The 24535-nt window shown below is 37.3% G+C and carries 18 protein-coding genes; 11 read left to right on the plus strand and 7 right to left on the minus strand.

The genetic code is table 11. The annotated features are described in order from the left end of the window. Nucleotides 1–20: 20 nt before the first annotated feature. From pspC to pspA, 3 genes are read right to left on the minus strand one after another with little or no spacing between them, the layout of a single operon-like run. A complete protein-coding gene (gene pspC, locus IE199_RS14535; protein ID WP_189772046.1) occupies nucleotides 21–461 on the minus strand; it encodes an envelope stress response membrane protein PspC in 441 nt (146 codons plus the stop codon). Then, nucleotides 461–688 (minus strand): envelope stress response membrane protein PspB, encoded by a 228-nt coding sequence (gene pspB, locus IE199_RS14540; protein ID WP_189771893.1) that lies wholly within the window; start codon nucleotides 686–688, stop codon nucleotides 461–463. The genes pspC and pspB overlap by 1 nt, the downstream gene beginning before the upstream one ends. Before the next feature lie 42 nt (nucleotides 689–730). After that, nucleotides 731–1402, minus strand: coding sequence for a phage shock protein PspA (pspA, locus tag IE199_RS14545; protein WP_189771895.1), 672 nt, complete (start codon nucleotides 1400–1402; stop codon nucleotides 731–733). 189 nt (nucleotides 1403–1591) lie between these two features. Between pspA and pspF the strand changes: the two genes are divergently transcribed. Genes pspF through IE199_RS14575 form a run of 6 tightly spaced genes read left to right on the plus strand, consistent with a single transcriptional unit; the run spans nucleotide 1592 to nucleotide 8018 of the window. Further along, nucleotides 1592–2692: a phage shock protein operon transcriptional activator gene (gene pspF / locus IE199_RS14550; RefSeq protein ID WP_189771897.1), complete on the plus strand. Its 1101-nt coding sequence runs from the start codon at nucleotides 1592–1594 to the stop codon at nucleotides 2690–2692. A gap of 12 nt (nucleotides 2693–2704) precedes the next feature. Then, nucleotides 2705–4333 (plus strand): ABC transporter substrate-binding protein, encoded by a 1629-nt coding sequence (locus tag IE199_RS14555; protein WP_229854744.1) that lies wholly within the window; start codon nucleotides 2705–2707, stop codon nucleotides 4331–4333. Between the two features lies 1 nt (nucleotide 4334). Further along, complete coding sequence (locus tag IE199_RS14560) at nucleotides 4335–5363, plus strand: ABC transporter permease (RefSeq protein ID WP_189771899.1); 1029 nt, start codon at nucleotides 4335–4337, stop codon at nucleotides 5361–5363. Then, entirely contained in the window at nucleotides 5353–6246 is an 894-nt protein-coding gene (locus IE199_RS14565) for an ABC transporter permease subunit (protein ID WP_189771901.1), read from the plus strand. Before IE199_RS14560 ends, IE199_RS14565 begins: the two co-directional genes overlap by 11 nt. After that, nucleotides 6246–7235: a peptide ABC transporter ATP-binding protein gene (locus IE199_RS14570; RefSeq protein ID WP_189771909.1), complete on the plus strand. Its 990-nt coding sequence runs from the start codon at nucleotides 6246–6248 to the stop codon at nucleotides 7233–7235. Before IE199_RS14565 ends, IE199_RS14570 begins: the two co-directional genes overlap by 1 nt. Then, the gene (locus IE199_RS14575) at nucleotides 7236–8018 is read left to right on the plus strand and encodes an ATP-binding cassette domain-containing protein (RefSeq protein ID WP_189771918.1); all 783 of its coding nucleotides are present in this window, start codon (nucleotides 7236–7238) and stop codon (nucleotides 8016–8018) included. A 130-nt stretch (nucleotides 8019–8148) separates the two neighbouring features. Here the strand turns inward: IE199_RS14575 and IE199_RS14580 are convergent, their stop codons facing one another. Then, nucleotides 8149–10059, minus strand: a complete 1911-nt coding sequence (locus IE199_RS14580; RefSeq protein ID WP_189771920.1) for a SurA N-terminal domain-containing protein — start codon at nucleotides 10057–10059, stop codon at nucleotides 8149–8151. 548 nt (nucleotides 10060–10607) lie between these two features. On the opposite strand from IE199_RS14580, the gene IE199_RS14585 reads away from it, so the two are divergent. From IE199_RS14585 to IE199_RS14605, 5 genes are all read left to right on the plus strand, one after another. Next, complete coding sequence (locus IE199_RS14585; protein ID WP_189771922.1) at nucleotides 10608–11417, plus strand: mechanosensitive ion channel family protein; 810 nt, start codon at nucleotides 10608–10610, stop codon at nucleotides 11415–11417. A gap of 18 nt (nucleotides 11418–11435) precedes the next feature. Then, complete coding sequence (locus IE199_RS14590; RefSeq protein WP_189771924.1) at nucleotides 11436–12776, plus strand: magnesium transporter; 1341 nt, start codon at nucleotides 11436–11438, stop codon at nucleotides 12774–12776. A gap of 376 nt (nucleotides 12777–13152) precedes the next feature. Beyond that, nucleotides 13153–17235, plus strand: coding sequence for a response regulator (locus IE199_RS14595; protein WP_189771926.1), 4083 nt, complete (start codon nucleotides 13153–13155; stop codon nucleotides 17233–17235). Then, nucleotides 17220–18089: a CheR family methyltransferase gene (locus IE199_RS14600; protein WP_189771928.1), complete on the plus strand. Its 870-nt coding sequence runs from the start codon at nucleotides 17220–17222 to the stop codon at nucleotides 18087–18089. The genes IE199_RS14595 and IE199_RS14600 overlap by 16 nt, the downstream gene beginning before the upstream one ends. A gap of 64 nt (nucleotides 18090–18153) precedes the next feature. Continuing rightward, entirely contained in the window at nucleotides 18154–20322 is a 2169-nt protein-coding gene (locus IE199_RS14605; protein ID WP_189771930.1) for an EAL domain-containing protein, read from the plus strand. 198 nt (nucleotides 20323–20520) lie between these two features. On the opposite strand, the gene IE199_RS14610 is transcribed toward IE199_RS14605, so the two are convergent. The 3 genes from IE199_RS14610 to IE199_RS14620 are packed head-to-tail and all read right to left on the minus strand — an operon-like array spanning nucleotide 20521 to nucleotide 24502. Continuing rightward, nucleotides 20521–21414, minus strand: a complete 894-nt coding sequence (locus tag IE199_RS14610; RefSeq protein WP_189771939.1) for a GGDEF domain-containing protein — start codon at nucleotides 21412–21414, stop codon at nucleotides 20521–20523. Next, nucleotides 21411–21827 (minus strand): response regulator, encoded by a 417-nt coding sequence (locus tag IE199_RS14615; protein WP_189771941.1) that lies wholly within the window; start codon nucleotides 21825–21827, stop codon nucleotides 21411–21413. The genes IE199_RS14610 and IE199_RS14615 overlap by 4 nt, the downstream gene beginning before the upstream one ends. After that, nucleotides 21824–24502, minus strand: a complete 2679-nt coding sequence (locus tag IE199_RS14620) for a PAS domain-containing protein (protein ID WP_189771949.1) — start codon at nucleotides 24500–24502, stop codon at nucleotides 21824–21826. Before IE199_RS14620 ends, IE199_RS14615 begins: the two co-directional genes overlap by 4 nt. Between the last annotated feature and the right edge of the window lie 33 nt (nucleotides 24503–24535).

The following is a 24535-nucleotide window of genomic DNA, read 5'->3' on the forward strand; positions in this document are numbered from 1 at the left end:
AGCGGCCAAGGCCGCTTTTATTATAGTTTGTTGATTTCTCTAGAAACAGTGAACTCTGGTGAAGTAACATATCGCTCGATTTTTCTTAACTCCTGTTCCATCACCTTAAATTTACGACTAATATCATGGAAGGCCTGTTTTGGCGGTTCACCGGCTTGCCAAATTCTAGCTTTGACCTTTATAGATTCAGAGCTCAATTCTTCCTGTACCGGCGAATCAGTGCTTTGTCCTTGAACATGGCTAGCGGTACTTTTATCTTTCAAAACCGCTTTTTTATCTAAAATAAACCAAGCAGCAATGTAAATAACAATAAACCAACCCATTCCCAGCAACACACCTGAAACAACAAGTATGCGCACTAACCAAGTTTCCCATCCAAAGTAATCAGCTACCCCAGCACAAACACCTGCAATTTTACCTTTGCTGGGAATTCTAAATAATTCACCACGGCGTTTGTTCATCATACTTTACTCCTCCAATCTGGAGTTTCAGCATCTAAAATAGCTTCTAACGTTTTGATACGGTCGGCCATTTTATCTGCCATTTCTGAGAGTTCTGATAACTGCTCGTATTCTTCCTGTGATAACCCTTGGCTAATTTGCCTTTTACTTCGATAGTGCAAAATTAACCAAATCGGCGCTACCACAAGCATGAATATAATCACTGGGGCTACAATAATTTCTTCCACGGAACTTCTCCTTCTATCTGTTTAGCCGAAAATTGATGACGATTACTTAGTTTTGCCTTTTGACTCAACCTTAGCTTTTAATTGAGCTAATTCATCATCGATCTTTTCGTCAGACTCTAATTCCGCAATTTCATCTGATAATGTCTTGCTTCCTAAATCGTATGATTCCACTTGAGCTTCAATATCATCGATTTTACGTTCGTAACGGTCAAAACGACTTAGTGCATCATTTACACGGTCACTATCAATTTTCTTTTTCACTTTAAGACGAGAACTCGCAGTTTTCTCTCTCATGATAATCGCTTTTTGGCGAGCCTTTGCATCGGCTAATTTTTCTTGCAACTGCGTAATTTCATCCTGAAGCTTTGATAAGTGCTCCTCAATGTGGTTTAACTCATCACGAATCGCTTCTGCATTTTCAGTACATTTTTTCTTTTCAATTAACGCTGATCTAGCTAAATCATCGCGGCCTTTACTTAAAGCTAGTTCAGCTTTTGCTTGCCACTCGTTTGCGTCATGTTCAAAACGCTCACTTTGTCGAGCCAACTCTTTTTTATCTGCTAGTGTTTTAGCTGAAGAAGAACGGACTTCGACTAAGGTATCTTCCATTTCCTGGATGATTAAGCGCACCATTTTTGCTGGGTCTTCAGCTTTATCCAACAAACTATTGATATTTGAGTTTATAATATCGGTAAATCTTGAAAAAATACCCATCTTTTACTTCCTCTTTCTAAACGAAATATTGAATCTGACAAACAACTATTCATTAATTAAGCCAACATTAAAAATTAAAATAAACCCATGTTTTTATTAACTTTATTTTAAAACACAAAAACTCTTTATTATCTACGCTTAATAAAATACACTATTTGTTAGTGAAAAAAACCAATAATTAGGCTTGAAATGTCTCGATTCAACCAACAAGATAATCTCATCGGACAATCCAATAGTTTTTTAGAAGTATTGGAACAAATTTCTCAAATCGCCCCATTAAGTAAACCAGTACTTATTATTGGCGAACGGGGTACAGGTAAAGAATTAGTTGCTGCCCGCTTGCATTACTTATCACAACGTTGGGATCAAAACTACCTGAAACTAAATTGTGCTGCATTAAATGAAAACCTATTAGAAAGTGAACTATTTGGCTATGAAAGTGGTGCTTTTACAGGCGCAACCAAAAGACACGAAGGTAGATTTGAGCGAGCAGATAAAGGCACATTATTTTTAGATGAGATTGCAAACACCTCGGGGTTAATCCAAGAAAAGCTGCTTCGAGTTGTAGAATATGGTGAATATGAGCGTGTTGGTGGCTCTCGTACCTTAAAAACCAACGCAAGGCTAATTGCAGCAACCAATGAGGATTTACCTTCAATGGCTGAAATTGGTGAATTTAGAGCCGATCTATTAGACAGATTAGCTTTTGACGTAATAACCCTACCGCCGTTAAGGGAGCGTATTGAAGATATTTTGGTACTCGCTGAGCATTTCGCTATCAATATGGCACGAGAACTAGAATTTGAACTTTTCAGTGGTTTCACTGAAAAAGCAAAACGTACCATGCTCGACTATCATTGGCCTGGTAACATACGAGAATTGAAAAACGTGGTAGAACGCAGCGTCTATCGCTGTAACAATCCTCATTTACCTGTGCACGAACTAGTTATCGATCCTTTTGAATCGCCATTTCGCCCGTCTAAGCGGGTCAAAACAGCAGATAGAATCGTGTCGCAGTCTTCCAACTCCCATGATGTAGAAGTACCTAGCGCAAATGATGAACAAGCAAAACAGTCACAAGTTCAAGAGAGTCCAGCTCTTGTGGCAAGCTTTCCATTGTCTTTAAAATCGCTATCGCAACAATATGAGGTTGACCTTATTAAAGCAGCGTTAGAAAATTGCCAGTATAATCAAAAGAAAACAGCTGATGCATTAGAGTTAACTTATCATCAACTGCGTGGTTATTTGAAAAAGTATAATTTACTCGACAGCAATAGTTCTGACATTTAACAAGGCGAACAAGTGGCAACAAATTTTGCTAATTTGCGATTTTATCGATGGCTTTCTTCACTAGTCCTAGTGTTAATTGCTGGCTGTGACTCTCAAGGCACTGCATCTTTAAGTGAAAATAGTGTTATTTACTGTAGTGAGGGTACACCAGCTATATTAAATCCCCAGCTAGAGACCTCTGGTGTTACCATTGATGCCACTGCAAAACAATTATATAACCAATTAATCGCCTTTGATCCCAAAGACAATAGTATTGCACCTTCATTAGCAAAGTCATGGCACGTTACAAAAGATAATAAAAAAATTACTTTTTATTTAAGGCAAAATGTCTTTTTCCATCAAACCGAGTACTTTACACCTACTCGGCCACTTAACGCTGACGACGTGCTTTTTAGTTTCAATCGAATTTTGGATAGAACACAAGTATTCCATTATGTTTCAGGCGGAAAATACCCATTTTTTCAAAGTGTTGGTTTCGCTGAGTTGATTGAATCTATCGAGCGAATTAATGACCACACAATTCGTTTTACGTTAAAACGCGCTGACAGTTCTTTTTTAGCTAATTTAGCAACAGATTTCGCCGTGATACTGTCAAAAGAATATGGCGAGCAGCTGATAAAAACCAATGAATTGGAAAAGCTTGATACTCAGCCTATAGGCACTGGACCATTTAAATTAAAAGAATATCGTGCTGGGTCTTATTTACGCCTAATGCCACATGACAACTATTGGGCGACACCGTCTTCATTAAAACAACTGATTTATGATATTACACCAAGTAACACAGGTAGATTAACTAAACTGCTTGCAGGTGAATGTGATGTAATTGCTTACCCGATCGCCCATCAAAAGATTACTGAAAATCCATTATTAACGCTTGAAAGCGTAACCGCGATGAATATAGGTTATTTGGGATTTAATACCACTAAGCCTCCATTTAATGATAAAAGAGTACGGCGAGCAATTGCTCACGCGATTAACAAGCCTGCAATATTAAATACTATTTACAAAGGTGATTCAGCGGCAGAGCCTGCAGTGTCAATACTTCCCCCCTCTTCTTGGGCTTACAACGACAACGTTGATACGATTGATTACTCTATTGATAAAGCGAAGGATTTACTTGAACAAGCAGGTATAGGTAGCGACTTAACCTTAAACCTTTGGGCCATGCCCGTTCAGCGCTCGTACAACCCTGATGCCGTGACTATGGCTAAGTTAATTCAAGCCGACTTAAAAAAAGTTGGTATAAGCGTGAAAATCGTAACCTATAACTGGCAGGAATTTTTACGCCGTTTAGCGCTGGGTGAACATGATGCAGTATTGCTTGGATGGTCAGCAGATCATCCTGATCCCGATAACTTCTTTTCCCCCTTGCTAAGTTGTGCCTCTGCAGAAACGGGCAACAACAGAACATTTTGGTGTAATGAAACTTTTGATGACCTGTTGCAATCTTCACTAGATACAACTGACATGAATGCGAGACGAGAATACTACCGTCAAGCACTAAACATTGTGGCAGATGAAATGCCGCTATTTCCAATCGCCCACTCAAAACGGTTCCAAGCAAAGAAACACAACCTAAAAGGGAACATTTTGCGCTCATACGGCGGTATCAGCTTTGAAGGGGTAGAAAAACACTAATATGTTTATTTTTACTCTACGGCGCTTAAACCTTTTTTTATTCACTATGTTTATCTTAACGATACTCACCTTTAGTTTAAGCTTTTTCTTTCCAGGTGAGCACTTAGCGAATATTTCTGGTCAAATAAATGCAACACCTGAGCAACTTGAACTTGTCGCGCTAGAATATGGTAAACACGAGTCAGTGTTGTATCAGTACTGGTACTATTTGAACCACCTGTTTCAAGGTAACCTTGGTGTATCGATGAATAGCCAACTACCTGTTGCTGATGAAATCATGAGCCATTTACCTGCAACGATCGAACTTACACTCGTTGCACTGTTTATTGCAATGATTGCTGGCATTCCAATTGGATTTATTGCCGCTATTCGACACAGAAAAAAAACAGATAACTTAATTTTATCGTTTTCCATGATTGGTTATTCAATACCGGTATTTTGGCTCGCTTTGTTGGCCATTTTGGTATTTTCAATCCAACTCGGATGGTTGCCTTCTGCTGGTCAAATTAGCTTGGTATACGAGATTGAACAAGTTACTGGCATCCTATTCATTGATATATTAATTAGTGATACACCGTATAAATGGCAAGCCTTTAATAATGCAACTACACATATTATTCTACCCGCTTGTGTTATCGCCCTAGCACCGGCCACCATTTTTGTTCGCTTGGCCAGAACGGCGATGCTGTCAGTATTAGATTCACATTACATAAAAGCAGCTATGGCAAAAGGGTTGAATACAAGACAAATTGTCTTCAGGCACGCAATACGTAACGCCATGGTCAATGTTATTAGAGATGTAGGACTTCAGTTTGCTAACTTGGTCACTTTAGCCATGGTAACAGAGGTTATTTTCAACTGGCCAGGAATTGGTAACTGGTTAATACAGAGCATATATCAACGAGACTATACGGCGATACAAGGTGGCTTGTTGGCGCTTTCAAGCTTTATTTTTATTGTGCACATATTAACTGATTTTATCTATGCTAGCTTAAATCCACTTGCTAGAGGTTCCAAACATGCGTCGTGATAATATCTATACAGAAGAAGAGTTTCCTTCTCCGCTAGCTGAACTTTGGCAAAATTTTAAACAATCACCAATCGTTATGGTGGGATTTTCATGTTTTGCGTTTTTGATATTATTTTCGATATTTTCACCAATAATTTCCCCTTACTCGCCAATTGAAAATAATTTAGACCACATACTATTGCCCCCAGCATGGCACGATGACGGTAATGTTAGTTTTCTACTTGGGACCGATAACTTAGGTAGAGACATGCTTTCACGCATCATACATGGTACATCATTAACTTTTGGTTTAAGTTTTGTTGTCGTTATTTTATCCATGATCATTGGGGTAATCATTGGCTCACTTTCAGCGTTAACTAGGGGAATTAAGTCCAGCTTCTTAAATCACTTTTTAGATGTTATTTTATCAATTCCCTCTTTATTACTAGCTATTGTAATTGTCGCTATCTTAGGCCCTGGTCTTAATAATACTCTGTGGGCTATCGTTATGGTGTTAATCCCACAGTTTGTGCATATAACGCGTAATGCCGTCGTTCAAGAGTTTAAAAAAGACTATGTATTAGCATCTAAGTTAGATGGCGCAAGCTCAATACGCATTTTGCACTACTCTATTTTTCCGAACATCACCGAGAAAATAATCAGTCAAGCAACGTTGGCACAATCAGCCGCCATTCTAGACATTGCAACCTTGGGCTTTCTAGGACTTGGGGCGCCAATTCCCATGCCTGAATGGGGTGCCATGTTAGCAAATGGAATAGACCTATTTTATATTGCCCCTTGGACCGTTTATTTACCTGGTTTAGCAATATTATTTGCAATAATTGCGACAAATCTTGTTGGTGAAGGCATGAAACACGCACTGAAGATGCAAAGGGAAAATTGATGAATCTATTAGATATACGTAATTTATCAATTAAGCTACTTTCGCCTACCGCCCCCATTTTGGCAGTTGATAGAGTTAGTTTAACCATGAAAGAAGGGGAAGTTCGAGGCCTTGTTGGTGAGTCCGGTTCCGGAAAGTCTCTATTAGCACAAGCTATCATGGGTGTTCTTGACGATAAATGGGAAGTACATGCTGATCGTTTTCATTGGCGTGGCCAAGATCTCATGCGTTTAACACCTGACGAACGTAAACAAATTATCACACAAGACGTCGCAATCATTTTCCAAGAGCCAATGGCTTGTTTAGATCCAACAACAACCATAGGTGAACAACTAGAAGAAGCAGTTTCAGTTGAAAAACTTTCAGGGTTCTTTTGGCAGCGAGGTAAACAAAGACGTTTGGCCGCAATTAACTTGCTGCACAAAGTAGGTATTAAAAACCATGAAATTTGTATCAAAAGCTACCCTCATGAATTAACAGAAGCATTGTGTCAACGAGTGATGATTGCCATGGCACTTGCAAGGCGACCTCTGCTACTGATCGCAGATGAACCAACTGCGGCAATGGAAAGTACAAACCAAGGTCAAATATTTAGACTTTTAGCCAGTTTGAACCAGTTAAAAAACATGTCTATTTTGTTGATAAGTCATGATTTGGAAAATCTTACACATTGGACCAACACAGTAACGGTGATGTATTCAGGACAGTTTGTTGAAGCCGGTACTACTGAGCAAATTTTTAACACGCCGTTTCACCCTTACACACGTGCACTTGTTGACAGTAGCCCGCGGGCTAATATGCATATTCCAGCCAAATCTCGATTGATGACTTTACCTGGAAGTATTCCTATATTACAGCATTTGCCAATTGGCTGTCGCTTGGGCCCTCGCTGCCCAAAAGCGCAACAAGCATGTGTGCAAGCACCCAAAGTTAAAAATTATCATGGCCATCAGGTCAGCTGTCACTATTCACTCAAGGATAGCTACTAAATGTCTTCTTTGCTCCAGGTCTATGACTTAAGTAAGTCATATCATGTATCTCAAAATATATTTAGTCGAAAGACCATTGTTGCTCTAGAGCCTGTCTCCTTTTCGCTAGAAGCACATCAAACTCTTGCAATAGTGGGCGAAATAGGCTCAGGAAAGTCTACGCTAGCAAAGCTATTAGTTGGTGCTGAAACACCCTCTTCGGGCAAAATAAAGTTAAATGGCCAAACATTACAACCTGGCAACTTTAAACAAAGATGCCAACACATACGCATGATTTTTCAAGATTCGGCAACAACGCTCAATCCAAGTTTAACAATTCGCCAACTTTTAGATGAACCTCTTTACTTAAATACTGATTTAAATGAAACCGAACGTTCTGAGCTAATTACGGCGACATTAAAAAAGGTAGGTTTGTTGGCTGAACACATGAACTTTTATCCTCATATGTTTTCTGGTGGCCAAAAACAACGAATTTCGCTGGCTAGAGCGATTATTTTACAACCACAAATCATTATTTTAGATGAGGCACTTGCTGCTTTGGATCCTTCCCTTCGCTCTCAAATGATTAATCTGTTACTCGATCTACAACAACAAATGGGACTGGGGTTTATTTTAATTTCTCACAACTTGGGTATAGTGAGGCACTTTAGCGATACCATGATGGTGCTATGTAATGGCCAAATGGTTGAAATGGGAAATACTCATGAGTTGTTAAAAGCCCCTAAGCACAAATACACTAAGAAATTGATCATGAGCCAACGTTTCCAGTTAGCCAATAAATAGACAACAAAACTTTATACGCCTATTTTTCTACCTCCGTAAGATACAGGCATTTAATCGTTTAGCATTATAAATTTGCATCCATAAAAAAAGCTGCCAAAGCAGCTTTTTAAAAAACAAATTCATTTCATCATTAGTACTGATTAGTCGCTTGAATTGAGCTACTACGCTTTATTTCCGCATCAGCTTTAAGCGCTTCAACATATCCTCTAAAAGCGATTTGTGCCACTTGCTGAGTTAATTGCTGAGCTAAACGAGGCGACTTTTCAGCTGTCTCGTCATTTTTCACAGCAGTTACTTCAACTACAGCTAAATCGCCATTTAACATGGCAACACTGCTCACAACGGTATTGTCTGCTGCAGGATGAGGTAATTTAAATGCTTCTCTTACAAGGTTAGCGTCTAATTGGCTACCATATCGAGCCACGTCTGCTTTTTCTTCAAATGTTGCGTTCAATTCAGTTAACTTAGCTTCCACAGTTTCGCCAGCTTGCAATGCAGCTACAAGCTCTTGTGCAGCATCCTGTGCTTGTTGTTGTGCTTTCTCAGCAACCAATAGTGCTTTGATTTCGTCAGTAACTTCAGCTAAGGCTTTAACATTAGCTGGTTGGTATTCATTTAAGCGTACCACCATTGCCAAGCTATCGCTGACTTCGATGATGTCAGAGTTCAACTGCTCTTGTTTTACAAGATCAGAAAATGCTGCATCTAACACTTTAAAATTATCAAATGGAGCATTGTTGCCATTTCGAGTTAACCAATCAGAAGTTTTTACTTCAACACCTATAGCATGTGCAGCATCGTCTAAACTATCTGGAACTTCAAAACTAAGTTGACCTGCTTGTTGCTGTAATTCAAAGTATTTATTTTGAGCTTGTTCTGTACTTACTGTAACTCTTAACTCATCAATTACGTCTGCCAATGGCTTAGTCTGCTCAGCTTTGTAGTCAGTTAGTTTAATTAAGTGAAAACCAAATTCAGTTTCAACAACATCTGAAACATCACCCACGTTTGTTAAAGCAAACGCAGCTTCATCAAACGCTTCATCCATTGCGCCCGGCTCAATCCACTCTAAATCACCACCGTTTTCACCACTAAAAACGTCAGCAGAAAGCTCTTGAGCTAATGTCGCAAAGTCTTCACCAGCATCTAATCGAGCTTTAATTTCTTCTATTTGAGCTTTAGCTGCAGCTTTATCTTCACTAGCTTCGATCAAGATATGAGAAACACGTCTTTGTTCAGTTTGACGATAATTAGCAATGTGATCGTTGTAGTAATTTTCTAAGTCTTGCTCCGTCACTTCGATAGTTTTAGCTATTTCATTTACATCGATAGTAATGTAGTCAAGTTTGATTTTTTCTTCATTTTGGAAGTTAATCTGGTTAGCTTGATAATAGTCACTAATTTCTGTCTCTGAAACTTCAATTACAGACTCGAATTGTTTGGCTGAAATTGTTGCGTATTTCAGATCACGCTTTTGACTTTGTAATGATTGAAGTTGTTCAACTTGGTATGGCAAGCTAAATTCAGTTGCTTCTACAGCAAGTGCAAGCTGTCTTCTTGTCATGTCCACACGAATGGCATCACGAAAATCTGAAGACTGGTAGTAACCCATTTGGTTTATTCTTGCTAAATAGGTGTTGTTATCAAACTTGCCATCAACTTGGAAAGCAGGAATTTCACGAATGTATTCCTTGATTGTTTCATCACTAACTCGAATAGCTAATTGATCCGAAGCTTGGTCTAACAATTCGCTGGTAATTAAATTATCAACAACGCCATTTCTAAAGTTAGCCATATAATTTTCGTCAGCAGCTAATGTTTCAAACATTTCGCCATATTGCTGAGCCATGCTGTTGCGTTGATTTTGATATGCTTTATCAAATTCTGCTTGAGAGATCTTTACGCCATTAACCTCTGCAACAGACGTATCGACACTATTGGTATAGCTTCCAATACCTGCAACAGCAAAGGTCAAAATAATAAAACCTAAGATGATTTTAGCAACCAATCCCTGAGAGTTTTCTCTTATATTTTCTAACATTGTTTTCTCTTTACACTATGTGTGTATGTTTATCGATAATTTAGCTTCGCGCGATTTTAACAGAAGGAAGGCTTTGCTTGAAGCCCGCCAACCGTACTATTTCACATATTGATTCACAAAAGCAGCGCTTAGAATCAATAGAAAAATAAAAAACCACCTAAAGGTGGCCTGTTTAATTTTCTAGTTATCTATACTAAACAACTAAGATTGGTTAAACCATTAAATAACGGAAATTATTAGACTTTTCATCAGAATTAGACCAATTTACGAATGTTTGTTTAGAACAAAGCTCTCATAAATAAGGTCGTTAGCTATCTAATGTATTTAACTCTGGTATATATAACAGAAATAAGGCCAAATTTTCTGCTGGAAAAAGAGTAATGGAAAGCCATAACAAATACAATGTGTTTTTATTAAGTGCTTAAAGTTTGAACTATCAAAAACTTGCATTGTTTGTAAAGCTTAAATAACAATAAGTTTTTTATTAACAATGAAACATCAAGGATTTACAATAACCACATATTATACGATGTCGAAGATTAAGGCCCATGGATTATATTTCACAATACAAACTTGCCTTTACAGTTTGCTTGATCATTTGGGCGGTTATCTTAAAGTTTGTCGTTAGCAAGGTGCTAAAACGCAAATACATTAAAAAAGGCGTAGACAAACGCTACCTAGTTAACAATGTTAAAAATACCATTAATTTTGCACTGATATTAACCTTAGTCGTATTTTGGAGCACTGAGCTTCAACATTTTGCCCTTTCCATCGCTGCTTTTGTTGTCGCTATTGTTATCGCCACTAAAGAAATAATCCAATGTATCATCGGTTTTATTTACCTATCAACAAGTGCACCATTTAGAATAGGTGATTGGATCCAAGTCAATGATACCTGTGGGGAAGTTTCAGAAATAGACTGGGCAAAAGTAACCTTGCTAGAAGTCGACTTGGACACCTATTCTTATACAGGCAAAACCATTTATTTGCCGAATAGTTTGTTGATGATGAAATCAATAAGAAACCTTAACTTTATGCGACGTTATGTAAACCATTCATTTAACATCGTTCGAGAAGATAAAGGTGTCATGCCAATAGACCTTGTAGCTAAGCTGCAAAGTAATGCAGAAGATTATTGTAAACGCTTTAAAGAAGTTGCTGAACGTTATAACACGTTAATTGAAAATAGGCTTGAAGTAAAAATTCCTGGACCAGCGCCAAACATCAGTGTATCAACCACCGATTTGGGCAGGATAAAAATTTCAATTAGTATCTTTTGCCCCATTGAAGAGGCGATTGAAATTGAACAAAAACTAACAGCAGATTTTTTTAGTATTTGGCAATTCAACGAAAGCTAAATTTAACAAGGGAAACGTATGGAAAACCTTACCCAAAGCGAAAGCTTAGATAATTTAATTGATGCCCTTGCCATTGAACCATTTCAATTAGAAGACGAGTATAAAGAATTAAACGCAACGCAATGGGCATGGGTGATTGAGAGTTTAACTAAAGAGCAGCGCCTAATATTGTGGCCTCACTTAGACTCCTCAATGCTAAGCAGTATTTTATCAGAGCTGCATGAAGATGTTAGGCAACAAATAGTCGCTCTGCTACCTAAAAAGGATATTGAAGCAACAGTCTGTGCTGGCACCTCTGTTGAGGCTCTTGATATTCTTGAAGTTCTACCTCAAAAAACCGCATCAAATATTATTAAAAAGCTCTCTTCAGAGACTCAAAGTGAAGTTGAAGCATCACTCAGTTACGAAGAAGATGAAGTGGGTCGTTATGCCAATAAACATGTTTATACCATTGCTGATGATGCTCTTGTTTCTACTGTTATTACGGCGATAAAAAATAGCGATACGAACTTAGAATCTAACGCACTTTTTGTCGTTTCAAGCGACTTAAAATTCTTAGGGGAAGTGTCTTTAAACGACTTATTAAATGCACCTAAAAGCTCTAACGTTTCAGCGATTGTTGAACGTTCAGACATGGTTCTCAATGACAAAGAGTCACTAATTGAAGCGTCAAAAGCAGTTCAAAGTACACAAAAAAGTTTAGTGCCTGTTATCAAAGAAAATGGACAGTTTGTTGGTGTATTCTCCATTCACGACGCCCTTTATATTTTTCAGGAATTTTATGAAGCACAAATGGCTCATATGGGTAAAGTTAACGATGAAGACTTATTTTCTCCTGTTTTGACAAGTACAAGACGTCGTGCCGTATGGTTAGGTATAAATTTACTAACAGCATTTTTAGCATCCTTTGTGATTGGTATGTTTGATAAAGTACTTATCGAAATCGTTGCGCTTGCGGTACTCATGCCAATAGTCGCTAGTATGGGGGGAATTACCGGGAGTCAGTCGCTAACCTTAACCATTCGAGGATTGGCGACAAATCAGATCAGCCAAGGTAATTTAAGCGCGTTACATAAAAAGGAGTTTTACGTGGCTTTGCTTAACAGCTTATGTTGGGCAACTGTCGTTGCTGTTATATGTTATTTTTGGTTCGAAAATTCAGTGTTAGCTGTCATCATAGCAATTGCAATTATCATTAATATGATTGTTGCAGCCTTTTCTGGCGTTTTTATTCCTGTCATTTTAGAAAAAATGGGGGTAGATCCGGCAATAGCTGGCTCAGTGATATTAACTACAGTTACCGATGTCGTGGGATTTTTTGTGTTTTTAGGTGGTGCTAGCATCATTTTCCTTTGGTAAATTCTTGAATTTCACCACAGGCTCTTTTAACTAATACCTCAAAAGAGCCTTTAATCCCCCTATGCACAAAACGAACATAACATTTTCCAACTAGTTTGTTTTTTATCACTATATATATCAAATCAACATCAAAACGCCGGAACTATTTCACAATTTTACTGGCGCTTAACAAGTCCTATCCTATTATTAATAAATAAGCAGAAAAAATAGAAAAGCTCAGTTGTAAAAAGGAATTTTACTCGTGTGCCAAAATATTTCCCCAACAACTGAATCAAATACTATTAATCGGCAGAAAATTTGTACTTTGCAAGTACAACAATAATTGACGGCCTAAAATTGGCTATTATCTGTTTTCTTGGCAACAGGGAGGTTGTAAATGGTAAATATAAACTCAATCGGATCTCGTATTTCATTGGGCATTTTTACCATTGTATTGATTTTGTGTACCATCGTTGGCATTAATGCAACACAACATGCCTCCATTAATCAGTTTTCAAAGCAAAGTTTTGAAGAAGACGTGCCCGGCACACAAATTAGCCTTAATTTAAAATTCCAGCTAGCACGAGCTTTAAACGCATTGAGCGGCTGGAGCGTAAATGGCGCCGAACAATACAAAAGAGATTTTAATCTCGCTTGGGATGAGATTACTTTTTACAAAAATGAATTAAGTAGTATCGCTAAATTTAGTGATAGTCAGCATAAAAAATCAATCGAATTTCAAGTTTCTTTACTGCAAGAAGTGTTAAATCGGCTACATAAAGCTCAGCAAGACGTGCTTGAAGTTGCTCAGTCCAGTAAAAACTTTCCTGGAATCAGATTACTCAACCTAGAAATTGCGCCAGCGGTAGATAGAATTAATGACCTTGCTTCTCAATTGATCAATGTAGAATCTAAAAAAGCACAAGCTCAACAAAATACTTCAAGGTTAAAGTTGATGGCGGACTTTCGGGCCAGTTTTGCTAATGCAACATCAAGCCTTCGCATTTACCTATTATCTAGTAACGAACAATATAGGATAGACCACCAATCGCAGTGGAAAGAAAATACAATACATTTTAATAGGTTACTCGATTCATCAGACATTCTTCCCGTAGAGCAACAACAAATTTTAGCTGAAATAAAAGTTCATCGTGATCTGTATGAACCAATGATTGACAAACTTATTGAGCTAAGAGCAGCTAATAATTGGAATATCGCGCAACATTTGTTAAATGGCGTAGTTGCGCCGCTGGACAATGAAGCTAAGAATTTAATTGATGATATTTATCTGAAAAATGATAAACATATGAAAGACAACATGACAAATATTGCAGATAGCCAAAAGTTTGCTTACCAAGTTTCGATAGCGTCGTTGTTGTTCGCCATTATCCTTGCCGCCATTTTAGCCTACTTTTTAACACGAATGATCACCAACCCAATCAAGGAAGTGCTAAATGTGGCCACTAACATTAGCAGGGGTAATTTTAATCAATCTACTACACCAAAAGGCGCAATCGAAATAAAACAAATGTTCGAAGCCTTGAGTAGCATGATCCGCATGTTAAGAAAAGTAGAAGAGCATGCAAAATCAGTATCACAAGGTGACTACTCCCATCCTTTTACACCTATTAGCACAGAAGACCAACTTGGTTTTGCCATTCAAAAAATGTCAAAAAATTTAGCAACCACTACGCTACAAAATGAAAAGCAAAATTGGGCGAATAAAGGCATTGCAGATTTTAATTCACACATCCAAGGACAAATTAACCTTGATGATATGCTGTCATCGATCAGTAACTTTATAGGTGATTATTTTGATGTTTCTGTTGTTGCACTATTTCTAGCACAAGGTAACACATTAAAACTGACTTCTTCATATGCCCTAAAATATCGTTCAACAACTGTTACTGAATATAGCATTGGTCAAGGTTTAGTAGGTCAATCAGCATTAGAAAAGAAAACACTTATTTTTAGAGATTCTGACACAGATCAAGATTGGCTAAATGTCGACACTGGCGTATCCATTGCCCACGCCCAGCATATTGCTGTTGTCCCAATGGTAAACAAACAAAGTAATGAAAACACCTTGGTTGGGGTTATCGTTGTTAGCAACATGGATAGGTTTAACGAAACTGAAATTCAAACACTTGAAAACATCGCACAAAGTGCTGCTGTTGCCATCGAAATGGTTGAGTCTAGAAGCCAACTTCAAGATTTATTGGAAGAGTCCCAAGTTCAAGCAGAAGAACTACAAGCACAACAAGATGAACTAAAAACAGCTAACGAGGAATTAGAACACCAAACTAATACTTTAACAAAAGCTAAAGCAGATCTTGAAGAGCAGAGTAAAAAGTTAGAAGAATCTAACTATGAGCTAACTTTACAATCAAAGATGCTTGAGGATCAAAAACACAGGTTAGAAATTAAAAACACAGAAGTGGAACAAGCAAAACAGCTAGTAGAACAAAAGGCTGAAGAGGTTGCACAAGCGAGTAAATACAAGTCAGAATTCTTAGCAAATATGTCACATGAGCTTAGAACACCGCTAAACTCACTGCTAATTTTATCTGAAAATTTAAAAGAAAATGAAACAAACAACCTCACTCAAGAACAGGTGGAAGATATCGACATTATTCATAGTGGCGGTACAAAATTACTCAACCTGATTAATGATATTTTAGACCTAGCTAAAGTAGAATCAGGAAAACTTTCCGTTAATTATGAAACATTGCCTTTAGAAAGTTTTATTAACGAAATTAATAAAGAATTTCACCCATTGGCTCAACGTAAACAATTAAAATTTAAGATATCTATTGCTGAAAACCTGCCTAAAGTTATTGAAAGCGACATCATGCGCTTATCTCAAATTATTCGAAACCTATTGTCCAACGCGATTAAGTTTACTAATGAAGGAGAGATATCATTAAAAGTCTCTCAATCGAACAAACAAAATATCATCGAAAGGCTTGCCAATGACAATACTCATCACCCCAAGCAAGCATTACTATTTGAGGTAAAAGATTCAGGAATAGGTATAGACAAATCGGTCCACAAAGCAATATTTGAAGCGTTTCAACAAGCAGATGGCTCTACGAGCAGAGTTTTTGGCGGGACCGGATTAGGACTGACGATATCTCGAGAGCTTGCTAACTTACTCGGCGGTTATATATCTATAAAAAGTAAACCCGACCATGGCTCAACATTTACTTTAACATTACCCTTGAGGAACTTAGAAGAAAAAGCTGTTGCCAATGATCATTTGTCGGCTTCTCAGGCCTTAGCTAAAGAAATAGAACAACCTATTATTGCTGATGATAGATATAATGTTTCAAGCAATGAACAACCTATTGTACTTATCATTGAACATAATGCTCAAACGGCTAAAGCAATATTGAGTATTGCTCACAACCACAACTTTCTAGGAATTGTTGCAAGTTCAGGAAAATCTGGTCTTGCTTTAGTGAACCAATACCAAATTTCAGCCATCATTTTAAATTTAGACTTACCTGATATCCACGGCGCTAAAGTCTTAGAAGGCTTAAAGACATCCCCTTTAACCCAAAATATTCCTGTTCACTTAATCAACGAACGACACGAATTCATTGAAAAGGTTGATGGCGCTGAAGGCTTTATTACTAAACCACTTGATACCGACAATATTAGTGAAATATTTAATCACGAACATAACGCCAACGCTCGTATCTTGATTATAGAAAATGACCAAAATAATTGTCATGCACTGAAAAAACTATTTAACAAAAAACAATTTCAACTAGAAACTACCGGAAGTGGATTAGAAGCCATTGAACTACTTAAAGAAATAAGTTTCGATTGTATAGTGTTAGATCTAACCCTAGATGATATGACAGGTATTCAATGGCTTGAACAGTGTCACAACAAAGAATTCACCCTACCACCAATTGTTATTTATACCGCGGAAGAGCTTAGCGAAGAGAAATACAAACAGCTATTAACATATACACAGAGCATTGTGATTAAAGGCCAACGCTCTGCAGAGCGATTACTAGATGAAGTGATTTTGTTTTTAACAACTAACTTAGCTAAAGCCAACATTGACGTCCCTTCCCAGTCAAAACAAGAAAATCCATTTCTTGATAAAAAAATATTACTGGTCGACGATGATATGCGAAACACTTATGCCCTATCAAAAATATTAAAAGCCAAAGGCATGAAAATCGTCATTGCTGACGATGGGCAAATGGCGGTAGACCAAGTTGCTCAACAGCAAGATATAGATCTGATCCTTATGGATATCATGATGCCAGTTATGGATGGCTACCAAGCAATAAAAAAGATTAGGGAAAACAACCAACATCCTTATCCGATCATTGCACTTACTGCCAAAGCAATGGCAGAAGATAGAGAACGCTGCTTAAATGCTGGAGCCAATGATTATCTTACCAAGCCCGTTCAAACTCAAAAATTGTTAGAGATGGTAAAATTATGGTTATACCAGTAAAAACTGACAATGTAACGGTTGATGAACAAGGCGTAGACGAATTACTTTCAGTGATCAAAACAGAGTTTGGTTTAGATTTCTATGACTACACACGAAGTTCAATTGTGCGCCGTTTGACTCGCAGAATGCAACTTTGGCATTTACAAGATATTAGAGACATAGCGCCCATCATATTAAATGACACCAACAAGTGGCAGCAACTTCTCAATGACTTATCAATATCAGTAACTTCACTATTTAGAGATCCGGCTGTTTTTAAGTCAATACAGCAACATGTATTTCCATTACTAGAGACATTCCCGTTTTTTAAAATATGGATCGCTGGTTGCTCTACTGGCGAGGAAGTTTATTCACTTGCAATTTTGTTACACGAGCACGGCATATTAAAACGAGCTCGAATTTATGGTACTGACTTCAACGATGCCGTTCTTAAACAAGCAAAAGAAGGGATATTTGATCAAAGTATTATTGAGCAAAATATAAAAGCATATTTAATGGCTGGTGGCCAATACTCGCTCGATCAATATTTCCACCTAGCTTACGGTAAAGGAAAAATTAAACCACATATTCTGAATCAAATTACTTTTTCAAATCACAACTTAACCACGGATGGCGCATTTGGTGAAGTTGAATTAATTCTCTGTAGAAATGTATTAATTTATTTTAATAAAACGTTAAAACAGAAAGCTTTTTCTATTTTTAACGAAAGTTTATACCCACGAGGATTTCTGATTTTAGGGACCAAAGAATCAATTATCGATAAAGACTTATCTATACTTTATGAGGAAATTGACAAAAACTCGAGTATTTACCAGAAAGTGATGACAACAGATGCAAACGCTTTTACCAAGTAAAGCTGCGGCATGGTTTTTACAGGCACATGATTAGTCACGATTTTTTAAAAGGAAGTAAAGCCAAATGAATTCATTAGCTGAAATTGAAGAAAATTACCTTGAAGACGAACAACATCAAGCCAAAATATTAATTGTAGATGACGGTCAAGAAAACCATAGAGTGATAGAAAGAATTCTAAAAAATACCGGGGCCAAATTTTACAATGCACTTTCAGGGCAAGAGGCGATCAAATTAACGCTAAGACACGATTTTACCTTAGTACTGTTAGACGTCATGATGCCAATAATGGATGGATTTGAGACGGCTGCCATTCTAAGAGTCAATGAAGCGACAAAAGACTTGCCCATCATTTTTATCACAGCTGCCGACCAAAATAATACTTTTGAACTGCAAGGTTATGAGTTAGGCGCCGTCGATTATTTGTCAAAACCAGTAAAGGCAACATCACTACTTAGCAAGGTGAATGTTTTTATTAAACTTGAGTCACAAAGATATCGTCTAGAGCAAACACTAGATGACATAAAACGCTTAGAAAATAGAAACAAATTGATTTTAGAGTCAGTTGGTGAAGGCATCATTGGTCTTGATATTGACGGCAAGATTACATTTTTAAATCCTGCAGGTGAAACCATTTTAAATGATTCATTTGAAACCGGCCGATTAAGACATTTCTTTGACATTATTTACATAGACGAAGATGACGGTCTTAAAACTAAGTGGACCAACACACCTATATTTGAATACTGTCAAACAGGGAAAAAATTTGTTGAAACAGCGGCAACCTTTAAGCGAGATAAAAACGAATTGTTTGCCGTTGAATATACCGCTACACCGATTGTTAATGGTGGCGATAAATTGTCGGGAATTGTGATTGCATTTCAAGATATTACAGAAAGAAAAAAAGCAGAAGAGCAACTAAACCATTTAGCACGCTGCGACTCTTTAACAGGTTTACTAAATCGGCACGCATTTGGTAATAACCTTAAGCAGATGATTTCACGAGCACAAAGAAATCAATCTTCCTTTGCCCTACTCTTTATCGACTTGGATAAATTTAAACAAATTAACGATACTCTGGGTCATGAAACTGGCGACTCTTTATTACAGGAAGTCGCGGTAAGGTTTCGCTCTGTGATTAGAGATTGTGACCTGCTGAGCCGTTTAGGCGGTGATGAATTTACCTTAGCTATTGAAGCAAATAGAAATCGTATTACTGGCGACGCCATTGTGGTATCTGAAAAGCTAATTAAAGTATTAGAGCTACCGTTTGTCATTTACGATCACGAAATATCCATTGGTGCAAGTATTGGGATTGCCATTTATCCTGATTCAGGATTAGAAACTTCTCAGCTAATGCAAGCCGCTGACTTAGCAATGTATAAAGCAAAAGACAAAGGCAGCAATCTTTTTCAGTTTTTTACCGAAGATATGCAACGTGAAGCTATTGAGAACATCGCTCTTGAAAGAAGGTTAAAAGCAGCTGTCGCGAATCAAGAGTTTACGCTAGTTTATCAGCCTAAAATAGATCTCGACAAAAACCAAGTGACAGGCGTCGAGGCTTTACTTCGTTGGCAAGTTAATGGCAAAAACATTCTTGGTCCTGATAAGTTCATCCCTGTTATAGAAGAGTTGGGATTAATCGAAAAGGTCAGTGAATGGGTTATTACTGCCGCTTGTCAATTCTCTAAAAAAATTAATCATGACAGTGCTGCTGCGCCGATTAAAACGGCAATAAACCTATCACTAAAAGAAATTAAAAACCCTCAGATCACGACCATTTTTTCCGAACAGCTCAAAGTACACAATTTACCTGGGGAATACTTTGAAATTGAAGTGACAGAAACCTCCATGATGCTTGAACCTACACAAACGCTTGAGCACCTCAATATTTTTAATGATTTAGGAGTTGCCATTGCTATTGATGACTTTGGTACAGGTTATTCCTCTCTCAGTCACCTGAGTAAGCTACCGTTAGACGTGCTAAAAATTGACAAATCTTTTTGCCAAGATATAGGAGAAAACCAATCAACCGAAAGCATCATAAAGTCAACTATTGCATTGGCTCATTCACTTAATTTACGAGTCATCGCTGAGGGTGTTGAAACTTATCATCAATTAGACTTTTTACGCAAACTACGATGCGATATTGTGCAAGGTTATTTATATAGCCGTCCTTTGTCCTATGAAGACTTAATTGATTTTATTGAACATTTTTCCAAAGATTCAAAATGATTAAATAATGCCGATAAAGTTAGAGCCTAGTTTATCTGAATAATGGCAGCGGCATACTTAGTTTGCTAGTGAATAAGCCTTTTTAAGAATGAAACACTAAGGTGTATCTCGGGATGTCATTAGTTCCTAGGATGCTGTTATTATTGCATGATTTCCTGAACCTGATCACGGACTCGATTCGCGTGTAAAAACCATCGGTTAATCAAGGTTTCTCCGCTTTTTTACATACATTCGCTCATCAGCAAGCGCATAAAGCTCTTGTGCACTTTGCACATCATCAACACCCCAAATCGCGCCACCAAAGCTTAAAGACACATCAATGTTTACAACATCACCTTTAGCACCTTTTATCGCATAACTATTATTTAAATGCTTTTGTTTTGATTCTATAAATTGATTTAACTCATTCGCTGTAGAGACTTTGTGCAAGATCATAACAAACTCATCGCCGCCAACCCGAGCAACAAAATCAGAAGCTCGATTAAAAAATGCTAATCGATCTGCAACCAGTTTTAGTATTTTATCTCCCGCCATATGACCAAAATTATCGTTTATGCTTTTAAATTCATTAATATCCGCAAACACCAATCCGAAACTTTCGCCATAACGTTTAAATGTTTGGATTTTATTGTGTAAAAAATTATCAAAGGCGCTGCGATTATATAATGTCGTTAATTGGTCTCTAAGGGAGTGCTCTTTTAATGCAGCATTCATTTGGAAGCGTTCTTTGGCAAACAACAATGTTCGGCGAATCAAAGACGGGATTAATTCGCTTTTAATTAAATAATCTTGTGCCCCCAATTGAATCGCCTTTATTGCATCTTCATCATCTTTGCCAGTTAACACGACAATAGCGGACTTGGGAGCAAGTTTTTGAACTCGTAAAAGGGTATCTAATCCTGAAGATTCAATTAAGTTTAAATCTGTTACGACAATATCAGGAATACAAGCTTGCACCGCTTTATCAAGCGTATTTAATTCACTAAAAACAGAAACAGAGAATAGATTTTGTGTATCACTGGTCATCATTTTTTGAAAGAGGTATTGATCCTCATCACAATCTTCTAACAGATAAACCAGTAGCCGTGTCATACCTGTGGTTTCCTTAACAATAAATTAAACTCAAACCAATAAACGTAAACACTCCTTATTAAGAAATTTAATTGCTCCTGCGAATTGGGCTTTTGAATAAAAGACTTTGCCCCCAGTCGATAAGCCTGTTCAACATCTGTCTTACGAGCAGATGTCGTGTAAACAATAACATTTAATGGATAAACTAACCCAGAGCTTTTTAACCTAGTCAACACCTCAATTCCACCAACCTTGGGCATGTTCAGATCTAGCATAATAAGATCTGAGGTGCAGTTGTTGGCATCAATATAATCCAGTAATTCACTACCATCATTTAAAATGACAATTTCGACTTCCACAGCTTCGCGCCGACAAGCATTTTTAAAAAAGTAGATGTCATCTTCATCATCTTCAACAAGAATTAATTTACTCATGTTAAAGGCAACTCAATGACCATAGTTGTGCCTTCCCCTTTTTTGCTAAAACAGGAAATTTTACCTCCATGTATTTTTATTGCTTGCCTACATATAGCCAAACCTATACCGCTGCCTTCATAAGCCTGTCTGCCGTGTAACCTTTTAAATGGCTCAAAAATTTTTTCACAAAATTGTTCATCAATGCCAATTCCATTATCTTGAATACTAATCGTTGTACCTTGCGCTGTGGTTTTTACCTCAATTAAAATTTCTGGTTTCCTAGACTCCTTACAAAACTTTAAAGCATTACTAAGTAGGTTTTGTAAAACTTGCTCCATCAACGACACATCGACGACTATCTCTGTCAACTCCCCTTTCAATTTAATACTAGCAGCAGATTGCTCAATTTGAAGTGACAACACATCTGAGACCACATCAAATAAAGACTTAACGGTAGTCTTTTGCAAATGCAGTGAGAAGTAATTTATTCGAGACAGTTTTAGAACATCATTAATCATTTTTTGCATTCGATGTGCTGCACTGTGAAGCCGAGACAATTCAAAGGTTGCATCTTCGTCTCCTTTTAGCTTGTCACTCAGTCGCTGCGATAACGCTTCAGAAAATGCCATAATTTTTCGAAGCGGTTCCTGCAAATCATGGGAAGCGACAAAGGCAAATCGCTCGAGGTATTCATTCGAATCTTTAAGTTGCTGCATCAATGAAACCTCATCGGTAATATCAATAAAGGTTCCTAACATTTCCACAGGCTCACCCTTCGAATTATAGTTAAGTATTCGATCAGCAGAATAACACCAAATCCAATGGCCACTTTTATGCTTAAAACGGTATTTTAAGTAGAACAATTCACCACTAATTGAGCTCGAAACTGCACTCATATGCTCTTTGACAAGGGAAATATCATCAGGATGAAATAGGCTATAGATATCAGCAAAGTTATTTAATTCATCGAGGGTATAACCTAGAATTTCAGTATACCTTGCATTGATAGTTGTATTTTTAGCACTTTCAAAACTAAATATATATAAACCACAAACGACAGAGTTTAATACTTTTTCCAACACCTCTTTATGATGTGAAAGTGCCTGTTCTGATGCTTTTTCAGCTGTAATATCGATAGCGGTTCCGACAATGAAATTGATTTCACCATGAGAATCGTAAATAGGATAAAGCGTTGTATTAAACCAAGCATTCACTTCACCAAAGGCGATATGTTCGATATAGTCAACTTTAGCTCCTCCCAATAAACACCTGTTATAGTTGTGACGCAAATTTTTAGCAATTTCTATTGGAAAAACAGTCCCTGTTAATTGATGTAAATTCTTACCAATAACCTCCTCTTTATTAGTGCCTAGCCACCGACACGCAGTATCGTTAAATACGTGATAAATATAATCTTTGTTTTCATCTAATGCTAAAACCCAAATAGCATGACTATTACCTTCATAAATTGCATTTAAAAACTCAGCATTTTCCTGATATTTCTTTTCTAATTCTTTTGCATAATTGATATTTCTCAAAGATCCCGACATCACAATGGGATCACCGTTGTGGTCAAACTCACTATCTCCAATACTAATAAACCAAGAGTATTTTCCTTGTTTATCTTTACCCAAGTATTCAACGATATACTTTTCTTTGGTGCGAAAATGCTCCTCTATGGCATTTTCTACTCGCAATTGATAATCAGGGTGTATGTGACTAAACCAATCTTCGAAACGCGGCTGCTCTATATCTGGTTTACCAATTAAAGTGAGTAGTTGCTTGCTATAAGAAACTGTGTCATCTGTAACATACCACTCCCAAATTCCATCTTCTGTAGCTGAAACTGCTCGCTCAAGCTTTTTATAGGACAGCGCTAACTTATCTTTGAACTCGTTGATTTCTTCAATACTTTTTAGGGTAACCACAATATAAACATGTTGTTCAAATTGCGAAGCAGTAGCGGTAAGTTCAATCGGAATAATAGAATGCTTGTTTATTTGATACGTCGTCGATATAAAAAAAGCGGACTGATTAACACCTGTCGCCGTTGAACAGTACTGTAATAATTGTTCTTTAGCATCGTTTGGCAAAGCGTCTAACAATGTTACTGCGACGCCATCAATATCTTGGCAAAAGTATTGTTCAAACGTTTTGTTACTGTATATGGAAGTACAATTTTTATCTAACACTAAAGCGCCAACAGGCATGCTATCAAGCATGAACTGCGAAAACTTAAAGTCATCTAATTTACTTCGAAGTGTGTTGCTTTGCGCTTGTTCTAGAAAAAGTTGCTGTTTTACATTTTTATATTGAGAAAGTGTCGGAATTGCAATTGCCGTAGGAATAAGTTTATAAACATAAATTGCCGTAACCAATGAGACCATTGCGGTTAATATTTTACTGATGGCATGAATTCCGTAGATACCGTGCCATATGGTTAAAATACCAATTAGGTGGGTAATACCACAAAACAAAATGAAGGAAGAAAATAAGTAAAATAGTTTGTTTTCACCGATATCTTTACGTTTAAGTGCAAATAAGATAATCGCTACAGGCAAAGAAAAATATGAAACGGCGATAACAAAGTCAGCAACGACATGACTCCACAATATATGGGGTTGCCACAAGTAACAATGGCCATGAGGCATGTAATTGCTGTTGAAAAAAGCTTCTAGTGATGAGGTAGTCATTAGCATAAATCGTAACGCTCTAATTTATGCTAA

It is taken from the genome of Thalassotalea marina, assembly GCF_014656435.1.
Taxonomy (GTDB): domain Bacteria; phylum Pseudomonadota; class Gammaproteobacteria; order Enterobacterales; family Alteromonadaceae; genus Thalassotalea_C; species Thalassotalea_C marina.